At 34.5% G+C, this 20,003-nt stretch carries 15 protein-coding genes; 5 read left to right on the forward strand and 10 right to left on the reverse strand.

The features are described 5' to 3' along the window. Positions 1-318: 318 nt before the first annotated feature. Together GYY69_RS09360 and GYY69_RS09365 are read left to right on the forward strand one after the other, a co-directional pair. Entirely contained in the window at positions 319-765 is a 447-nt protein-coding gene (locus GYY69_RS09360) for a LexA family protein (protein WP_202984988.1), read from the forward strand. Next, positions 762-2,027, forward strand: a complete 1,266-nt coding sequence (locus GYY69_RS09365; protein ID WP_174797425.1) for a Y-family DNA polymerase — start codon at positions 762-764, stop codon at positions 2,025-2,027. The genes GYY69_RS09360 and GYY69_RS09365 overlap by 4 nt, the downstream gene beginning before the upstream one ends. 149 nt (positions 2,028-2,176) lie before the next feature. Here GYY69_RS09365 and GYY69_RS09370 read toward each other — a convergent pair whose 3' ends face one another. From GYY69_RS09370 to GYY69_RS09380, 3 genes are read right to left on the reverse strand one after another with little or no spacing between them, the layout of a single operon-like run. After that, positions 2,177-3,307 carry an ABC transporter permease gene (locus GYY69_RS09370; RefSeq protein WP_174797426.1) on the reverse strand — a complete coding sequence of 377 codons (1,131 nt, stop codon included), beginning with the start codon at positions 3,305-3,307 and terminating at the stop codon, positions 2,177-2,179. A gap of 5 nt (positions 3,308-3,312) precedes the next feature. Next, positions 3,313-6,111 (reverse strand): ribosome-associated ATPase/putative transporter RbbA, encoded by a 2,799-nt coding sequence (gene rbbA / locus GYY69_RS09375; RefSeq protein WP_174797427.1) that lies wholly within the window; start codon positions 6,109-6,111, stop codon positions 3,313-3,315. 13 nt (positions 6,112-6,124) lie between these two features. Next, entirely contained in the window at positions 6,125-7,198 is a 1,074-nt protein-coding gene (locus GYY69_RS09380; protein WP_174797428.1) for an HlyD family secretion protein, read from the reverse strand. A 511-nt stretch (positions 7,199-7,709) separates the two neighbouring features. On the opposite strand from GYY69_RS09380, the gene argE reads away from it, so the two are divergent. Then, the gene (argE, locus tag GYY69_RS09385; RefSeq protein WP_174797429.1) at positions 7,710-8,867 is read left to right on the forward strand and encodes an acetylornithine deacetylase; all 1,158 of its coding nucleotides are present in this window, start codon (positions 7,710-7,712) and stop codon (positions 8,865-8,867) included. A 58-nt stretch (positions 8,868-8,925) separates the two neighbouring features. On the opposite strand, the gene rnz is transcribed toward argE, so the two are convergent. Together rnz and GYY69_RS09395 are read right to left on the reverse strand one after the other, a co-directional pair. Then, positions 8,926-9,843: a ribonuclease Z gene (gene rnz, locus GYY69_RS09390; RefSeq protein ID WP_174797430.1), complete on the reverse strand. Its 918-nt coding sequence runs from the start codon at positions 9,841-9,843 to the stop codon at positions 8,926-8,928. 6 nt (positions 9,844-9,849) lie between these two features. Beyond that, positions 9,850-10,077 (reverse strand): YccJ family protein, encoded by a 228-nt coding sequence (locus GYY69_RS09395; RefSeq protein WP_174797431.1) that lies wholly within the window; start codon positions 10,075-10,077, stop codon positions 9,850-9,852. A gap of 74 nt (positions 10,078-10,151) precedes the next feature. Between GYY69_RS09395 and yaaA the strand changes: the two genes are divergently transcribed. Beyond that, positions 10,152-10,925, forward strand: a complete 774-nt coding sequence (gene yaaA, locus GYY69_RS09400; protein WP_174797432.1) for a peroxide stress protein YaaA — start codon at positions 10,152-10,154, stop codon at positions 10,923-10,925. 10 nt (positions 10,926-10,935) lie between these two features. Next, a complete protein-coding gene (locus GYY69_RS09405; protein ID WP_174797433.1) occupies positions 10,936-11,889 on the forward strand; it encodes an AEC family transporter in 954 nt (317 codons plus the stop codon). Positions 11,890-12,451: 562 nt separating this feature from the next. Here GYY69_RS09405 and GYY69_RS09410 read toward each other — a convergent pair. From GYY69_RS09410 to GYY69_RS09430, 5 genes are all read right to left on the reverse strand, one after another. Next, entirely contained in the window at positions 12,452-13,309 is an 858-nt protein-coding gene (locus tag GYY69_RS09410) for a carboxylate/amino acid/amine transporter (protein ID WP_174797434.1), read from the reverse strand. Between the two features lie 225 nt (positions 13,310-13,534). After that, complete coding sequence (locus GYY69_RS09415; RefSeq protein WP_174797435.1) at positions 13,535-13,678, reverse strand: hypothetical protein; 144 nt, start codon at positions 13,676-13,678, stop codon at positions 13,535-13,537. Positions 13,679-13,945: 267 nt separating this feature from the next. Further along, the gene (locus GYY69_RS09420; protein WP_174797436.1) at positions 13,946-14,818 is read right to left on the reverse strand and encodes a DUF6708 domain-containing protein; all 873 of its coding nucleotides are present in this window, start codon (positions 14,816-14,818) and stop codon (positions 13,946-13,948) included. Positions 14,819-14,837: 19 nt separating this feature from the next. Next, positions 14,838-18,569, reverse strand: a complete 3,732-nt coding sequence (locus tag GYY69_RS09425) for a toxin VasX (RefSeq protein WP_174797437.1) — start codon at positions 18,567-18,569, stop codon at positions 14,838-14,840. Further along, positions 18,551-19,480 carry a hypothetical protein gene (locus GYY69_RS09430; RefSeq protein WP_174797438.1) on the reverse strand — a complete coding sequence of 310 codons (930 nt, stop codon included), beginning with the start codon at positions 19,478-19,480 and terminating at the stop codon, positions 18,551-18,553. Before GYY69_RS09430 ends, GYY69_RS09425 begins: the two co-directional genes overlap by 19 nt. Positions 19,481-20,003 lie beyond the last annotated feature (523 nt).

Genomic DNA, 20,003 nt, shown 5'->3' on the forward strand with positions numbered 1-20,003 from the left:
TTAATACAATGTAAATCATTTATGTAGCATTGTAAAATCGGTAATACAAATTGTATCAATTTAATTAGGAGAGACTATTTTATCAATTACCACAATATAAAATATGCCACTCAACTATCAGTCTAAATATATCAATAATGATTGTATATCTAATAATTACAGCAAAGGGACGCAATGATTTTTACTCTATTTCTATTTTTTTACACTGATTTTTATTGAATCAAAAATTCTACACTGTATATTTATACATATGCCGTATTTTATCACGAATCTTGTAACGTGGTGTAAATTTGCACGTTGATTTTTAGGAGAATTTTCTTGAGTAAATATTGTCTTGTAATTGGTACCGCTGATGCTACTATCAAAAATCACTTATCTTTGGTTGATATCCCAGTCAGAGCAGGATTCCCCTCACCAGCCGATGATTATTTAGAAACGAAACTTGATTTAACCGAACATTTAGTAAAACACCCTAGCGCAACATATTATATTAAAGTGGCAGGCGACTCTATGATTGGCTATGGTATTTTTAATGGTGATCTGTTAATTGTTGACCGAGCTTTAGAACCGAAAATTGATGATATTGTGATCGCAGCTGTTGATGGTGAACTTACTTGTAAATGTTTGGGAACAATTGAAGATCAACCTTATTTATTGTCGGGTAATGAGCTTTTTCAGCCTATATCTTTGACTGGAAAAGAGGTACACATTTGGGGTATTGTAATACACACCATTCATTCATTACGAAAACGAGCGCATGTATGATTGGGTTGATTGATTGTAATAATTTTTATGTTTCATGCGAACGCGTGTTTAATCCTAAATTAGAAGGAAAACCAATCGGTATCTTATCAAATAATGATGGTTGTGTTATTGCTCGTTCCCATGAATTAAAGCAACTTGTTCCTATGGGAATGCCTGCTTATCAAATTCCCTCTAAAATTCGTCAGCAAATTACTCTACTAAGCTCCAATTACGAACTTTATGGCGATATGAGCCAGCGTGTCTTTGATACTGTACGAAATTATACGTCAAATATTGAACTCTATTCTATTGATGAAGCATTTATTCAATTAAATGGATTTACCGATGTAATATCTTATTGCCTAAAATTAAAAGGGATCATAAAGCGTGATACAGGGATACCTGTCAGTATTAGCATCGCACCGACTCGAACTTTAGCAAAGTTAGCTAATCACATAGCCAAAAAGCAAGCTATTTATCAAAATGTTTATTGTTTACCCACAGAGCAAAAATCGCTCACAAAAATATTAAAAACATTTGCTATCCATGATATTTGGGGCATAGGTCGACATACTGCTAAAAAATTACAAAATTTAGGAATTTATACAGCCTGGGATTTAAAACAAGCAAATCTAACACAGATTAAACAAAAATTTTCGGTAGTATTAGAACGAACCGTGTTGGAATTACAAGGCACTAGCTGTATTGAATTAGATGATCTATCTTTCCCTAAAAAGAACATTATGATCTCGCGTAGTTTTGGCAAACTAACCAGTGAATTATTTGATTTGCAAGAAGCAATCCGCATAAATGCAAGTCGTGCAGCCGAAAAACTAAGGCAACAACAATCAGTAACTAATGCTGTTCTTGTTTTTTTAAAAACAAATCAATTTTGTACAAACACATCACAATATCATCCCTCCATTGTGATACCCCTTGCTTTTCCAACAAACGATTCGCGATTAATTATTCAAGCTGCGCAAAAGGGTTTACAGGTAATTTATCGGCAAGATTTTTCATTTATAAAATCAGGCGTTATGTTACTGGATTTAAAAGCTAAAAATAGTTATTCCCAACCTGACTTTTTCATTACTGAACCAGCACATTTATTGCAGCGTAAAAGTGACATGTTGATGAAGACAATTGATTCAATTAATCAAAAAATGGGAAAAAACACAATTCAGTTAGGAGGAATCCAAAAATCAGCACCATGGCAAATAAAGCGAGAGTTACTAAGCCAGCGATATACCACTCGTTGGGATGAATTGCCATTGGTTAAATAGCTGATTTACTTTACCGATTATAAAAACTAAATCCAGTTCAACAAAATTATCAGCTTGAGCAAAAAATATTGCATATATTTAAAAGTACAATAAATAGTAACTGTGACTAAAAATATAATAGTACTAATTTTGCAATAAAATATGGGATATTATGATCCCATATTCACAATTGAACTACGAAACCGCCTTAAAGCAATTAAAAAGAACACGGTACCAATTGCCAATAACCATGCGAACGAAGTCCAAACCATACTTAAGCCAGCACCTCGATACAATATTGCCTGCCCTAATTCAACAAAATGGGTTGTTGGAGCAAACATCATAATATTTTGCACAATTTCTGGCATGCTTTCGCGCGGAGTACTCCCCCCAGATAGCATTTGTAACGGTAACAAAATTAAAATAAGTAACATTGCGAATTGCGCAGTAGATTTTGCTACTGTTGCCATAAAGATGCCAAGTGACGTTGTCACAAAAAGATGTAGCGCTGCACCAATTAAAAATAAAGTTACCGAACCTGCAATTGGGACATTTAGCCAACTATGAACAACAAGTAACAACGCTACCCAAGTTGATATTAATACCACAAGCCCCATTGACCATACTTTGGATATCATAATTTCCAAAGAGGTAACAGGCATGGCAAGAAGATGGTCAATCGTACCATGTTCGCGCTCTTTCATTAAGGCGGCACCCGTTAATATAATAGATAATGTTGTCACAATATTGATAATTTCCATGACCGAACCAAACCAAGATCGCGTTAAATTAGGGTTAAAAGCAGTATGCACTTGTATATTAACAGGCAAATTTGTTACCTTACTGTAACGGTTGACATATTCAGTCACTTCACCAGTAATAATTTGCGTTATGTAACCATTTCCGACAAACGCTTGCCCCATTCTGGTTGCATCAATATTGAGTTGAATTTCTGGACTTTGATTATTTAGCACATCACGCTGAAAATTAGGCGGAATATTTAAAGCAAACGTATAATTATCCGTATCCATACCATGATCGACATCATTCATTGAATATAATTTAACAGGAGTATTAAACATTGGCGGATAAAAGGCTGTAATAATTTGTCTTGATAAGGGGGAGTTATCTTCGTCAACAACTGCAATCGAGGCATGATGTAACGAGTCAGAAGTGGCCGTTGCAGCAATATAAATATCAAAGGTAAAGCAATAGGCAATTAATAGCAACATGATAGGATCACGCAATAACCCCCATAACTCTTTAATCCCTAAGCGATAAATATTAATTAAACTTTGCATAATATCTATCCTTCTTGCTTTTTAAGAAGAAAAATACTGGCACCCAACACAATAGGGATTGTGACCAATAAAGCAAATATTGAATTATGCAGATCGATAAAATCAAGCGCTTTATTAAACACACCACGAGCAATAATTAGCATATGCGTTGTTGGATAAACCTCGCCAATATAACGGCCACCGCCTTCTAGAGATGCGACAGGGTTGAGCAATCCTGAAAATTGAATTGCCGGTAACATTGTCCCTACGCAAGTTAAAAAGATAACGGCAATTTGGCTACGGGTGACAGTCGAAGCCAACAAACCAAAACCAGTTGAAATAATACAGTAAGCAAATGCAGCTAGGCACAAAGTAAACAAGCTTCCTTTTACAGGCACACCAAAAATGGTGATTGCCATAAATAACAATAATAAAAAGCTAAACATAGAAATAATGATATAAGGCACTTGTTTGCCTAGCAAAAATTCAGCTTTAGTTACTGGTGTTACATATAAATTGATAATCGAACCCATCTCTTTTTCACGTACGACCGATAAAGCTGCCAGCATTGATGGAATCATTAATAATAAAATAGGTATTACCGCCGGTACCATGGAAGGTAAGCTTTTGATATCAGGATTATAACGGTATCTTGTTTCTATATTTGCCAAGCTAGTTGAGGATTTTCCTGTTACTTCTTTTACTTTTTCACTTAACCAAGCAAGATGCATGCCTTGCACATAGCCTTTGATTGTTTCGGCACGTAGTGGCATTGCCCCATCAATCCAAATGGCAATATCAACGGGATCGCCTCGTTGTATGTCACGACCAAAATTTGGTGGAATTTCAATCGCTAAAGCAATGTCATTACTGCGTAACCGCGCATCCATATCGTTATAATCAGTGATAGGTGCCCTTTCAATAAAATAACGTTTAGAGCCCGACAAATTTAGAGTATAATTTTGGCTGATTACACTTTGATCGCGATCAAGCACAGCAAAACGCAGATCCTCAACATCCATCGTAATGCCATATCCCATAACCAACATTAAAATTGCTGAGCCTAATAACGCTAATAATGCTCGCAAAGGATCGCGAGATAATTCAAGAGTCTCACGCCATAGACAACCTATCATACGGGTAAGGCTAAATCCTTGAAGGTGATTGTTTGGTAATGTTTTTGTTGCTTGATTGAGTATTTCTTTTGGTGGTTCAACAGCGTGTTCTTCTGCATTACTATCATCAGCCCCTGCATCAACAAGATAGTTAATAAAGGCCTCTTCTAGTGTTTTAGCATTTTTGGAGCTGATAATGTTATCTGGCGTATCGCTTGCTAATACTTTACCCGCATGCATTAATGAAATTCTATCGCATCTTGCGGCCTCATTCATAAAGTGAGTTGTGATGAACACCGTTACTTTATCTTTTCTAGAAAGTTCGATAATTAAACGCCAAAAATCATCACGAGCAATGGGGTCAACACCTGATGTTGGTTCATCAAGGATAAGAATTTGCGGATTATGCACAACGGCAACTGACAATGAAAGCCGTTGCTTTACCCCTAAAGGCAAACTATCGGGCAGATTTTCTGTGTCTTGTTCTAAACCAAAACGTTTCAGTAATTCTTCAACACGAGTGGAAATTTTACTTTCTTCAATACCAAACAGACGCGCATGTAGAACTAGATTTTGTTTGACCGTTAACTCACTATATAAAGAAAATGCTTGAGACATATATCCTAAATGACGCCTAACATTAATATCACTGGCATCAACCGGTTTACCAAATAACCACGCCTCACCTGATGAAATCGGTAATAAACCCGTTAACATTTTCATGGTGGTTGATTTACCACAGCCATTTGAGCCTAAAAAGCCAAATATTTCACCTTGTTTAATTGAAAAATTAACATGATCAACTGCAATAAAATTACCGAATTGTTTCGTTAAATCTTTTGCTTCTATAGCAATTTGTAAATCTTTATTAAGATCTAAAGGTGGAATTTCGACAGTTTGATAACCTTGTCTAGCGCTTTCTGGCATGAGCTGAATAAATGCATCATCTAAATTATCTTTTGCTGTCTTAGCTAGTAAGGATTTTGGTGTGCCAGTTTCAAGAATTTTACCGCCATACATCGCAACTAACCAATCAAAGTTTTGGGCTTCATCCATATAGGCGGTTGCCACAATCACACTCATTTGCGGTCTTTGTTTACGAATTTTGTTAATTAACTGCCAAAATTGGGCTCTGGAAAGTGGATCAACCCCCGTTGTGGGTTCATCAAGAATTAACAAATCAGGATCGTGGATTAACGCCGAACATAAGCTAACTTTTTGTTTCATACCACCGGACAGTCGCCCTGCCGGTCTTGATAAAAATGGGTATAATCCAGTACTACGCGTTAATTCATCAATACGGCGACGACGCTCAGCCGCATCATTACCAAACAAACGAGCAAAAAATTGCAAATTTTCTTCAACCGATAAAGTCGGATAAAGGTTTTTGCCCAATCCTTGCGGCATATAGGCAATACGTGTACAAACATTTTTACGGTGCGACTTATCTTTCATATCACCATCTAAAACATACACTAAGCCTTCTTGAATAACATGCGCACCAGCGATCAGCGATAATAAACTCGATTTACCCACGCCATCAGGCCCAATAAAGCCCACCATGCATCGCGGTGGAATGGTCAAATTAATATTATTGAGCGCACAGTTTTTTTTGTAATGTAGTGTGACATTGCTTACTTTTGCCACTGCATCATCAATGGATTTAGCTTCGTTTAATAAAACTAAATTCTTATTGTCTGAATCTGACATCTGCTATCTCCAATTATTTGGTTGGACATTTTGCAATATCAGATAAGCCAGCTGGCCATGGCGTTTTAGGATCAAGCTTAACCCAAGCCACACCAGGTAAGCCTGTTTTAACTTGAGTAATATAACATTTTAATAATTCAGGGCTTAATTGTGCTTTAACTCTAAACATCAATTTTTGACGTTCATCTTTTGTTTCAACGGTTTTTGGCGTAAATTGGGCAACGCTTGAAACAAAGGAAATTTTAGCTGAAATCGCTTTATCTGGTAACGCATCTAAAATAAGTCTGACTTCATCACCAATAGCCACCTTACCCGCGACAGTTTCAGGTAAAAAGAAAGTTAAATAAACATCATACAAATTAACTAAATTTAGTACTTTACCGCCCGACGGTAAAACTTCACCTAACTGAGCAATACGATATTGAATACGACCATCAACAGGCGCTATTAAAGTACTATCATCGATATCAGCTTGAATTCTTCTAATATTAGCGCTGGCAACATTGATTGCCGATGTGGCGCTATCAACACCCGCTTCGGCTACAGCAATTGCCGCATCAGCAGCAGTAACTTGTGATTTTGCAGAATCTAATGCTGCTTTAGCATTGTTTACTTTAGCAGTATCATCATCAAATTGTTGAATTGATATTGCGCCTTTTTGATATAGGGCGGTAGTTCGTTGTAGATGTTTTGAGGCGATATCTAAGTCACTTTCTTTTTGGCTTACACCTGCTTGTGCCGCAACTTTATCACTCATTTTTAATGCTACTTGCGCTTTAGCACTTGCCTCATTACTGACCGCTTGTCGATGTTGTGCTTGGGCTTCGTTAAGTTGTGCTTGTAAGGTATCCGTTTGCATGACAACTAAAGCTTGACCGGCTTTAACAAAATCGCCCTCATCAACATTAATTTTTTCTATTCTACCAGCTAATTTAGCTGAAATATTGATTTCAGTCGCTTCAATACGTCCATTGCCACTAATAAAATCTGATCCATATCCATCGGTTTTCAATTGTTGCCATAAAATAAAAATAACAGCAACAATGACAACTGCAATAACAATCCACTTCCTGCTTATATTTTTCATATAACACCTTATTTTTAAAACGATTCATAATAAATTTTAACGAGATAACAAATCGTTATAGTCTAATTAATTGCATTGTTTAAATAGTATCAAATGTTTATGGCAAATAATATCTGTTCATAAAACAATCGCAATAAAAGCTAAAAACTCTAATTTAAGCAGGGCGGTTTTATATATTATTAATAGTTCTGGAATTAATAACATCACTACATGACACACTAATGTATGATATACCTGTTGCTAATTGATAAGTTACCTATAATAACAGACTTATTATTTTATATTTTCAAATAATTTATTAACAATATGGTGATGTAATCAACAAATTTAATATTGAATTTAAGTCATAATCAGCTAACTATGCATTAGTTAATGTGCATATTGAATACCATCAAAACGTAAAACATCAATTGGGACAACAGGGTTATTTATATGCAAATGATAAAGTAAATGCTATGCTTATAAAATTCTTAATCGATATATCTTGATTGATTTCTTATAAGGTAATTTTATGACACTACCATCTTTTTTAACACTGTATAACGAGCTAATTTCAACACCAACAATTAGTAACGTTACTAACGAGCAATTAGATTATTCTAATAAACCACTTATCGATAAGTTAGCAAGTTGGTTTGAAGATTTAGGTTTTGTTATTGATATCCAACCCGTTCCTAATACTCGCCATAAATATAATATGTTAGCTACTTATTCAAACAGCGAAAATAAAACACAAGGCGGGTTATTGTTAAGTGGACACAGTGACACTGTTCCGTTTGACGATGGGCAGTGGACTAAAGATCCTTTTAAACTAACCGAAGAAAATAATAAGCTGTATGGGCTTGGTACCGCAGATATGAAAGGCTTTTTTGCCTTTATTTTAGATGCTCTGCGTGATATTGATCTTAAAAAGTTAACTAAACCCATTTATATCCTTGCCACTGCCGATGAAGAAACATCAATGGCTGGTGCGGCATTTTTTGCCAAGAATACCAAACTACAACCTGACTGCACTATCATTGGTGAACCAACATCGTTAATCCCAATTCGCGCACATAAAGGGTTTATCTCTAATTCTATTAAAGTGATTGGTAAATCAGGACATTCAAGCGATCCCGATAAAGGCATTAATGCTATCGAAGTGATGAATTTAGTCATTGAACGCTTGTTAGTGCTAAAACAAAAATTTAAAGAACAATATCATAATGACGGGTTCAGCGTACCTTACCCTACCCTAAATTTAGGTGTTATTCATGGCGGTGATGCGGCCAACCGTATTTGTGGTTGTTGTGAGCTTGTGATTGATATTCGTGCATTGCCCAATAACGATATTGATTCACTTTATCATGCACTTTGCGATGCGCTACAACCTGTTATGGATAAATACCCAAATCGAATCGAGATACAGTATGAGGTTGCGCCAATTCCGGGGTACGAATGTAAAAAAGATCATCCGGCATTACAGCATATTGAAAAATTAGTCGGCCATAGTGCCGAAACGGTTAACTATAGCACCGAAGCACCATACTTAAATCAAATCTCGCCGACAATTGTATTAGGACCGGGCTCAATCGAACAAGCACATCAACCGGATGAGTTTATTTCAATGGACTTTTTAAAACCAACCAAAGTAACTATAGAAAGACTAATTAAGGATTTTTGTCTTTAGTTAATTATCTCAATTCGCCGATAACCTCGGCGAAGTTCAATAAAAGAAAGTTGATTAATTAAACGCGAAAAGTTGCAAAATCGATAGCGATTTCAGTGTTAGCAAAGACATTTTTTGCTTCATTTACTAACTTGTCATTATCATTCAAATTATATCTAGGGCTAATATGCGTCATAATAAGTCTTTTTGCATTAGCTTGTTTGGCAATAGTTGCAGCATGTACGGTGGTTGAATGGCCTCGTTCAATTGCCTTTTCGGCTAAAGCATGTTCTTGTGTAGCTTCATGAACAAGTAAATCCACATCTTTAGCAAGTTCAATCGATGCCTCACACGCTATTGTGTCGCCTAAAATTGCTAATTTTCGACCGTTGTTAATATTACCTAAATAATCACTACCTTTAATGATTCGTCCATCGTTAAGCGTAATGGTTTTTCCTTTTTTCAAATCATCACAATGTGATCCCATCGGGATATTATCTTGTCGTAATTTTTCGATATCGAGATTTGCAGGCAGATCTTTTTCAATAATACGATAACCAAAACACGGCACACGATGTTGTAATAATTTTGCTTCAACTTGAAACTGATTATCTTCAAAAACAATACCGTTTTCTTCAAGTTCAATAATATTGAGCGGATAGGTTAACCAAGAATAGCTAATTTCATTAACTGTTTCGACAAGCTGCTTAATTCCTTTCGGAGCAATCAATGTTAAAGCTGATTGATTTTGCATTAAAGAACGGGATGTTAAAACGCCCGGTAGCCCAAATACATGATCACCATGTAAATGCGTTAAAAAAATGATCTCAAGTTTAGCAAGGCTAAATTTGGCTTTTTGCATTTGCATCTGAGTTGTCTCGCCACAATCAAAAAGCCATAACTTCCCCCTCTCTTGTCTAAGATCAAGCACAATACTACTTACATTGCGCTCTGCTGTTGGGGAACCAGCACTTGTCCCTAAGAAAGTTAAATTCATAAAGATTTAAACATTTTTACGCTCAATAGTTTGCTCACCCCAGAACAACTTATCGGCTTTAGTTTTAGAAAACGCAAGTTTCAACACTTCATCATTACCTTCCGACCAAATTTGTTCGGCAAGTTTTTCATCATGGTTAGCTAGCTCAAAAATCGCCTCTGCAATTTCAATCGAGGTTTCACGAACAGAAGCCCAAGATTTAATATCATGTATTTCTTTTTTATCGATGTTCATTTTGCTACTCCTTTGGATTGAATTAGATGTAAAATAAACCTATTTATTGCAAAATACAATAGGCTATATACGTTATGATAACAATTATTTCTCCAGCAAAAACTTTGGATTACCAATCACCATTATTAACCCAAAATCATACATTACCTCAATTTATTAACTCAACTAAAATACTCATTGAAGATTGCCAAAAATTAAGTGTTGAGAATTTGTCTAATTTAATGTCTATTAGCCAAAAATTAGCCGAACTCAATTATGAACGATTCAAAAATTGGCATAGTGATTTTAATCTTGAAAATGCAAGACAAGCCATACTTGCTTTTAAAGGTGATGTTTACGAAGGATTACATGTTGAAGATTTTACTGATAAAGATCTAAAGTTTGCACAATCTCATTTAAGAATATTATCGGGTCTTTATGGTATTTTAAGACCACTTGACCTAATTCAACCTTATCGTTTAGAAATGGGGATCCGCTTAAAAAATGGCGATAATACTAATCTTTATCAATTTTGGGGCGATAAATTAACTCAACACCTTAATAGCGAACTAGCCAAATCATCACATCGCACATTAATCAATTTAGCCTCAAACGAATATTTCAAAGCGATCAAACCAAAACAATTAAACGCAACTATTATTCAGCCTATCTTTTTAGATCAAAGTAAAGATACCTATAAAGTTATCAGTTTTTATGCTAAAAAAGCACGCGGACTGATGAGTCGATACATTATAAAAAATTGCATTGAAAAGAGTGACGATATTAAAAGTTTTAATCTAGAGGGCTATCAATTTGATTCAAAACGCTCAACTGACTTAGAATGGTACTTCATACGCAATCATCAATAAAATAATAACGATGGAATTTCTGACTACATTATGGGCGCAGTTTTTATCTACCCTGCCCCTTTTTATGCTAATTTTATTAGGTTTTTTAGCAGTTAAACTAGGTCGTTGGCAAAAAACAGTCACCGATAGCTTAACCAAATTTACCTTTTATATTGCATTTCCCATCATGCTATTTCAGATCATGAGTCATTTTTCTGAACATTCGCAAATCGATATAAAACTGTTATTCGTCTTTTTTGGTGGATCATTTATCGTCTTTGCGATTGGCTGCTTAATTGCATCTAAATTATTTAAATTAAATGGTTCAGAAAGTACAATGTTTGCTATGGGTAGTATTTACACCAATACCGTGTTTGTTGGTATTCCTATTATTAAAATGTTATTAGGCGATAATGCTATCCCCATTGTTGCCATTATCGTTATCTTTAATGCGTTAATTTTATGGACGCTTGCGACGGTTTCTATTGAATTTGTGCAAATGGGAAAATGTTCAACTAAAGGGCTTGTTAAAGCCTTTAAAAATGTTTCAAAAAATCCCATTATTATTGGAATTTTTACGGGCATTGTAGTGAATTTTATTGGTTTACCGTTACCTAACTTTATCGATAAATCAACAAAAATGGTGAGTGAGATGACAGCACCTCTTTCATTAATTGTTTTAGGAATGGGACTGGCTGAATATAAAATTCGAGATAAACTTTTAATTACAACAGCTATCTGCACATTAAAATTGACTGTGTTACCTATTGTTACTTATATTGTAGGTAAGCTCATCGGACTACCAACTTTAGAATTGCAAGTGGTGGTATTACTCAGTTCGGTTTCAATTGCGATAAATTGTTATATGATGGCAAGGCAGTTTGAAGTGTTGCAAGGCCCTATTGCTTCAAGCTTATTAATATCAACGACGCTATCTTCTATTACAACGCCGTTAATTTTATCAATTATGACTCATTTACCTTAAACGTTTATTTGTAGCAAAACAGCAGATTGCTTACACTTCATGATTCAAATAACCCGCTAATAATGCATAAAGCGTTTTACTTAAAATCAACTTATTTGGTTTAACCATATTATAAAAGTGAATAAATCATTTTCTATCTTTTGAATCTAACAAATAAAATACTACAGAGTCTTAATTAATCACCAAACGGTATAGAATCCTGAATATTTTTTACAAAACATATCACCTGAAAAATGACTGTTTGGCTTGCCGTCTTAATAGTTCTTTAATCTATTTTTCAATTTTAATCAGATGGTTAATGACATAATTGATGGTTTTATAGCGTTTATTGCTACCGGTTAAGAAGACAAATAGTTTCAATCAGGCTTTTTTAGCAGGTTACAAATGGTTGGACGACTCACCAAAACGTTTAGCCAAATCAGTGGCGGTTATTTTTCTTTATAATATAAGCCCATATCGCCAATCTTTGATTTGCGTTAGTTCTGTTATTTTATGTCTATTTATGACGGTCGCTTCTTAAATTACTGTCAATAACGCGAGTAATTCCTACAGATTATTGTTTTTAACTTAATGAGCGATTTTTAACTTTGTAGTGTAGCAGTAGTGCCAACATAATGACTACACTACCTAATATAAAGCGTACCCAGTCTAGTGATTGGTGCCAAATCACCACATTCACCAAAATCCCTGTTGGAATAACCATATTATTCATAATAGCCAAAGTACCCGAATCCACTTTAGTTGCACCATAATTCCACAAAAAATAACACACACCAGAAGCAACTACGCCAAGCCAAATAATAATTCCCCATTGCAAACTAATTGTTGGTAATTTTGATGCATCACCAAACAACAGCCAGCCTAAAATAGCAACAACCACAGCCCCTAAATAAACCCACGCAAAAGCTTGATGTTGGGGCATTGGATAAACTTCCATAATCCTTTTATATCCTACTTGACCTAATGCAAAAACGATATTAGCGCCCTGGATCAATAAAAAACCAATAATAAAATTAGCACTAATATGATCATAGCGAATAATAGCCGCGCCAACTACCGCAATAATTGCCATTAAAAGATAGCTAAGTCTTAATGGATGATGCTGCAATAAATCATAAATAACTGTGACATAAATTGGTGTAAAAATAGTAAATAACAGAACTTCAGGCACCGAAATATATTGAAAAGAATTATAATAAAAAAAGTACATAATCCCTAATTGACATGCCCCCACTCCCATTAAAAGCAACATCTGCTTAAAAGAAATATTTTTAAAACGTAAAAATGGAATAAAAGTCATAAAGGCAAGTAGCACTCGCATCACAACAGCAAACCAAGAATCCACTTGTCCACTTAAATAAACCGCAATAAAACTAAATGAGAATGACCAAATAATTGTTACAAAAATAAGGTAAAACATTATTGATTAATATAAAGAATGATAGATAGTCTGATCGTATCAATTCATATAACACTTGTAAACCTTATGATATATGAATTGATTACAACTGTTAAAATAATGATAAATGAAAACATTTACTTATTGATTAATTGTTTTTTCTATATATAAATATTTGTTTTCATCTGTTATTAACGTATCGTGATAGATGTAGTGTAGTTTCTACTTATTTTAAATAAAAAGTTATTATTTTTTATTATAAATTGAAATAAAAGCCTTCGGATTGATGTAGATTTCATCCCATTGAACCATAACGGCATTTACAATTGGTAATTGCTCATCGCCCGTGGATTTATTGTCAAAAACAAGCTTTTTGCCTTTATCAAACATAGAAATCAGTGCTAGTCCATGATCAATATAAAAATGACTAACTTAGTTTTATCCAGTATTAGCATATAGTAACCAGCTGTTCCCCCCATTCCTCCCCCCTATATAAGAATAACCTTATATAAATTATTGGATTAAATTTTGTATGAATATATTTTTATCAATTTCATTTATTATATAAAATCAACCCTATTGTCAGTTAAATTCCTATTGCTACATAACAACCTGTAACTTATAACATGATTAAAGTTTTTTAGTTAATCATCCCTATTAGCAAACTTGATAAATCGTACCACTCAGTTGGTATTCTTGTTCAATTAGGGCTAGCTCTTCTTTGGAACCCGCTTTCGAGGCTTTGTCTAACCCTTCAATTTGCCTTGAGGTGACTTTAATGCGCGGTTCAACATCCATAAAACTTCTGGCATCGTCTCGACTGTAATCTATATATCTTAAACCCGCTTTATTTAATGGCCTGTCCGTTCCATACTCCATAAAATGGCTGATCCAGTTCCAAGCATAAGCAAATTGGTTGGTTTCACCAATATAGATATATTCAATCGTTTCATGACTGTTTGGCTTACAAGCTACGCCAAACAACATATGGAGTTCAATTGTACCACCACTAGCAAAGGCACCTGTTGAACTTTGTAATACCGCATGAAAGTCTGCCCAATTATAAACTTTAATTTGATATTTTTTTAAATCCTTGAATGCACTAAATGGCAACCAAAATGTAGTCATCCATTTTATTGCCACTGCTTCGTAAAGATACACTTTACCTGTTTTTCGATTAAAGCGAATAGGATTGCTAAAGGGAGCAAAATAGGCAAAAAGAAAATTGAATAGAGTCTGATAAATAATGACACTTATTGTTATAATTATACAAAATACTCCAATCCCCATCACCCATAAATATCTTTTTACAAATAAAATGTGAAAAAAAGTAGAAACAAGTATAAAATCAGCAAAAACCATTAAAATCAATATACAACTTACTCCAATAAGTTTTCTATAACGATAAATTTCAAGATAGTTATCATTAGCACAAGCTATATAGTTTGCTTCGCTGATAATGCCCAATCCACTGGTTTTACTGAGGTCTTTACTCCAGCCTGATAGTTGCGGTTGATAGCGTGATGGCATATTTTTGTTCCTTTTTAATCTATTTATGGTTTAAAACCATGATCCCATAACCGTCAAATTCATAAAATTGATGAAGCGGTTGTGACTCTTCTATTTGGTCGCCATTTATGATATCGGGTTTTTTATAGTTAAGTTCAACGGTATAGAGTAATGATGTAATGGCTTTATGATTTACCTCGGCCAGCTTAAAGCGAATAACCAGATTGGTTTTTGTACCTTTTACTGGTTTTAATGTGTAATCACTATTATCGTTTTCAACCTCTTCTGATTGATATTTAAACATTCTACCTTTATCGTAGGTGAATATAATATAGGGACGACCATATAATTGTTTATTCAAACTATCTTCAAGGAGTTTCGGTTCCAGCATTTTACTTATATTATTATGGTTAAGTTGTATTTTTACCTTTAAGTCTGGGTTTCTTTTATCCATAATAGTGACAATAAATGCTAATTTATCGTTTTTCATATCGAAGTCATGAATGGTCATATCAAGGTAAAGCGAGCGATATATAAATTCAGCTAGTAAAATTTCTTGATTTTTATCGGGCTGTGCAAAGCGCAATTGCGGTGAGAGGCCTGATATCAACACCGAAAAATCATTTAGCGCTTGTTTGCATCCAGCGATTGTCATTGGGTAGCGCCCATTATCAATACCAAAGCCACAACGAGCAAACCAACGCTCTAGCTTGCTACGCTCAAATAATGTGGAGATGTAGAGAATAATGATACCAGCAATGGTAACAATAATACCCACAACTGGTACCATCGCTACCGGAAGCATTAAAGTCACCAATTTTAATGTCATTGCTGCACCAACCATTATGGCTAAACCTCCCACAATTTTAGAAACACCCGCAATACCATCTTCCTCATTAAAAATTAAATTAGTGCCTTTTAAAACCTCCATCGCGCCATCAACTATTGCTAATATACCAAGCCCTTTATCGACAAAATTGAGAAATTTGTTTGTGACATTAAAAACTTGCTTCATGCCATAAGCGAGTTTCAATTTTGGTGGTGTTAGTCGGCTTTCACCATAAGGATGACGTGTTAAAAAGTTAGTCATCTTAAGTGCGGTCATACCTGTTGCCATTTTGATAATATGCCCGCCAACTTCGGCCGCCATACCTGCGATAGCGATTAAACTCGAGGTTAAATCATAAAGCAGAAAGGCTTTTTGTATTGGATCGGTCTCGGTTTTGATTTTTTCCAGATTATTTTTAAATGCATTTAGCGTAAAGTGAATCATTACCAGATTTAAAAAGCATTTTGCTAAACCGCTGACAACAATTTTTTGGTTTTCAGTTTGAACATGATATATTTTTTTCGATTCTTCTAATTCTTTTAATAGCGATTGTTGTAAGTCGTCGCCATTTGCCATTACCGAAATTTCAACTTCTTTGGGCACGCGATTGGCAAATTGTCGAAATTTCTTAATTGATAAAACCTCTTCATTGGCTAACTTTTCAAATTCTTCCAATAATTTTGGGGTTACTCGAGGATTTTCGGTCACCATGGCTATTTCAAGTGACACGGTTTTTTGTCTTATTGTTTCGTATTCTTCACGGGTAAAGCTTCGGGATTTACCGTTTACATCCATAATGTAAAATTTAGAATCTGCTTTGTTAAAATATAAGTTATCACCTTGTGCGGTTTTTAAATTAGTTTTGAAATTGACGCCACCTGTTGCCGAAATTTCGCCAATTCGGTTAAATACTTCGGCAATATCGGTCATGCGAATATTTAAGGTTGTTTGTGTCACTTTACCATTTGCTATTTTTTCGGCTAAAAGTTTTAAACGCTCTGATATTAACGTTTGGTTAAGTAGAACTTTGCCATTACGGTATTCGGTTGCTATACCTTTGCTAATATCAGTTGCCAAAGATAAAATATGATTACGGATTAAATAACCAAGAAGAATATCCCCATCTGATGTACTGACTTCTGCACCAAATATTGCATTGACACTATCAACCATCGCTTTGTTAAACTCATCATCTGACGAATCATCTTCTGACGTGGAACCATCTGTTTTTGGGGGTTCGGTTGTTGATGAAGGATCACTACTTGCTGATGTATCACTGTCGGTTTCTAGAAACAATTGCTTATTATCACCCGCTATCACTCGATAGTAATAGCTGTTTTCGTCTGAGCACAGTTCGTCATATAAAGCTTTGACATCGTCAGTTGGTGGAATATGACTGGATAACATAATATGTGCATCATCAAGGTATAACTTATGAAACGCTTTAAGTTGATAATCAAATTCCACTTCCCAAAAACGGTTTTTATTACGTTCACTAATAACGGTTTGTGATAACTTGGAGTTTTTGCCTGCTTTACCAAATAGCCAACGTGCATAATAGGCATAATCTTTGGAATAGTCTAATAAACGGCTTTTGACCATACTTTGGTAGTCTCGCCTATCTTTTCGAAAAGTTTCAATTTTATTAGTATCAAGCTGTTTTTTTAATTTGTTCCAATTTTTTGCAAAATTTTCCTCGGCGGATTTATTTTCAGGAATAAATTCACAGGTACCATAATTAGTTAAAGGGTGATTACTACAGATATCAATTTCGCTACGAGTCAAATGGTTAACTGTGCTTCCTGACTCATCGATTGTATGGCGAATATATCCCGATGAACGCTCTTTATAAAATTTATCTATTGATTTTTCGTAAGCGTCGATGGTGTTAAGTATTGCATTTTTATATTCAAATTCATCAGTATGAATTAAGCTAAACACATAGGGGATCCCTGTGTTTTTGTCTTTTTTATGGATTAAATTTCTATCACCCGTAAAATTATTGTTGACTTCACGTTGATAGTTAAGCTCTTCAACAATACCAAAATTATCCTCAACCACTACCACAGGTATTTTGCAAAGAAGTTGGGATTCCATTGCAGATACATATTGATAGTAACCCCAATCAGAATCTTTACGGCTTTGAAAATGATGTAAACTGTAATACCCCGTTATTGTCAGATCCTCAAATACCAATTCGGGTTGTAACGGTGCCGAATCTGGGGGAAGCTCTGTATAGTTATCTTTTCTACGATTATAATCAACAGCCGTTTTAAATAAATTTTCCGCACTTATTTGATCTTTAGATAACGTTCGAGTTGCTTCGACACTCAGATCAACAAAGGTAAAACGACTTAAATCGGCTTTACCTGTGCGATATTGTTCTCGAACTTTTTTTGACCAAGGCTGCTTACTATAGGCAATCCACGCCTTTTTGTATAAATAATTATTAATGGTAATAAACGAAGCTGGTATATGGTGATTTTTTTTAGTACAAGATTGCGCCATAGAATCACATTTATTGACTACCATATTTTCAACTGGTCTATGTCTAAACACGCCTTCAGGAGTAACTTCATAACCAATAAACTCTTTTTTGCCTTCTATGCTTTCAACTAATACATAGATGTAACCTTGCCTTACATTACGCAGTACATATTCATATTTTTGTAATGCTTGAGATGGTTGTTTTGCTACGCCCTTAGGCACATTTTTAGACCAATCGACATCCCATGCTTTTTTTCTAATTACTGCCTTTCTGAGTAGATAAATGGGATAGCCATCACGCCCGCAAAGCCGACAGTTTTCTTTACTAAGCGAAACGAGTTCTGCTATTTTTTCGTTAACATCCTCAGCGTCTTTAATTATATCGGTTTCGTGATTATGTAAAACTTGTTCTTCTTGTTGTTTTGATTGTTCTTCCATTATTTTACTTGCCCCCATTGCGATTTTCTCAGTACCGATAAGTTTTGTTTTAATGTGCCTGGATTTTCAATTGCATTAAATACAGCCTGTTGCGTTTGTGCTTGATTCATTAAATCAATATTATAAAACAAGCTGTTGATGACAAATGCAAACTGATCTTCTAAATCGGCTAGACCTGTTCTTATGCTATCTAACCATTTATCAGCCACCATAATAAGTTGTCTATCGTCAGGTGTTTTGATCTGTTTATTTTCGATTAAAGTTTTAAAGCAAAGAAAAATTTGTTTAGCATATTGTTGATACGAAACCGTACGGTCACTTATTTGTGAAAAACCTAAGATTTCGTTTGGTTCGGGTTTTTGGATAATTTTAATTTTACGGCTTAAATTAAGATAACAATATTGTGCAATACCTTTTAACTGCCTAGGTAACCATTGTTGATAAATCAGGTTACTTTCATGTAATAATTGCATACGGAAAGGTTCGTAATAAGGAAAAAATCGACTATTTATTGTCAGTGCTTCTTTAGCCAAATTTTCTCCTATGGTGACTAATTCTTCAGCTAATTGTGTTAGCGGTAAATCACTTATAAGCCAAGCGCATATATAGCGCTTATCCATAAATAATTCACTACTAGCCTCTTTAAGAGAAAGTGCCAATAGTTCAGGGTTTATCGATTCGTTTTGATCTGCAATTAATATCAGATGCGGACAATGATCGGTATCATGACTCAAATCTGGCCTTAAAATGGGAACAATCCGCTCCTTTTTGGCATTTTTATCGGCTTGTTTATCGAAAAAGAATTCAAGAATATTGTCAACAGATATTAAATTATAATCCGGTAATGGTCTTAATTTATCAACTAGCAAATAACGATTCTTTTTGGAGTCATTCATTAATTTAACAAAATTATCTAAGTGGTATTTCATACTATTTCTATCCTTACCATTTTGTTTTGCATATTGCTCTATCCTGGCATTTGCTACTTTGATACAGTGGATACTTGTTATTATTTAAATTTAATATGGTTTTTATTCGATACTTTAGTTATTTTCAAACTTGATATATTTAATTATATCAATAGTTTAAACAATAGGATTATGGCAATGTAAAAATGATTGTCACTTTTTTGGCAATAGATACATCAGAATATGTAGATACTTAATTCAATCAATTGGAAAAATTAAACTAGCTAAATGATGCAATGCTAGATAGCAAAATATTACCAACAGACGACCCCATGACACCCAGCTCCTAACTATTTAAACCAACTTAAAATTTATGAATGTTTGTTTTGTAATTAATAACGATAATCAATTTAAGCAGACAAATTACGTTTTTTTACTCATTTTTGCAACTATTTTTTACTTTTTTTATCAAAAATTTCAATTTAAATTATAAGGATAAGTAATTATATCAACTGACTTGTAGGAATTATTCGCGCTGTTTACT

The organism is Gilliamella sp. ESL0250 (assembly GCF_013345045.1).
Taxonomy (GTDB): domain Bacteria; phylum Pseudomonadota; class Gammaproteobacteria; order Enterobacterales; family Orbaceae; genus Gilliamella; species Gilliamella apicola_H.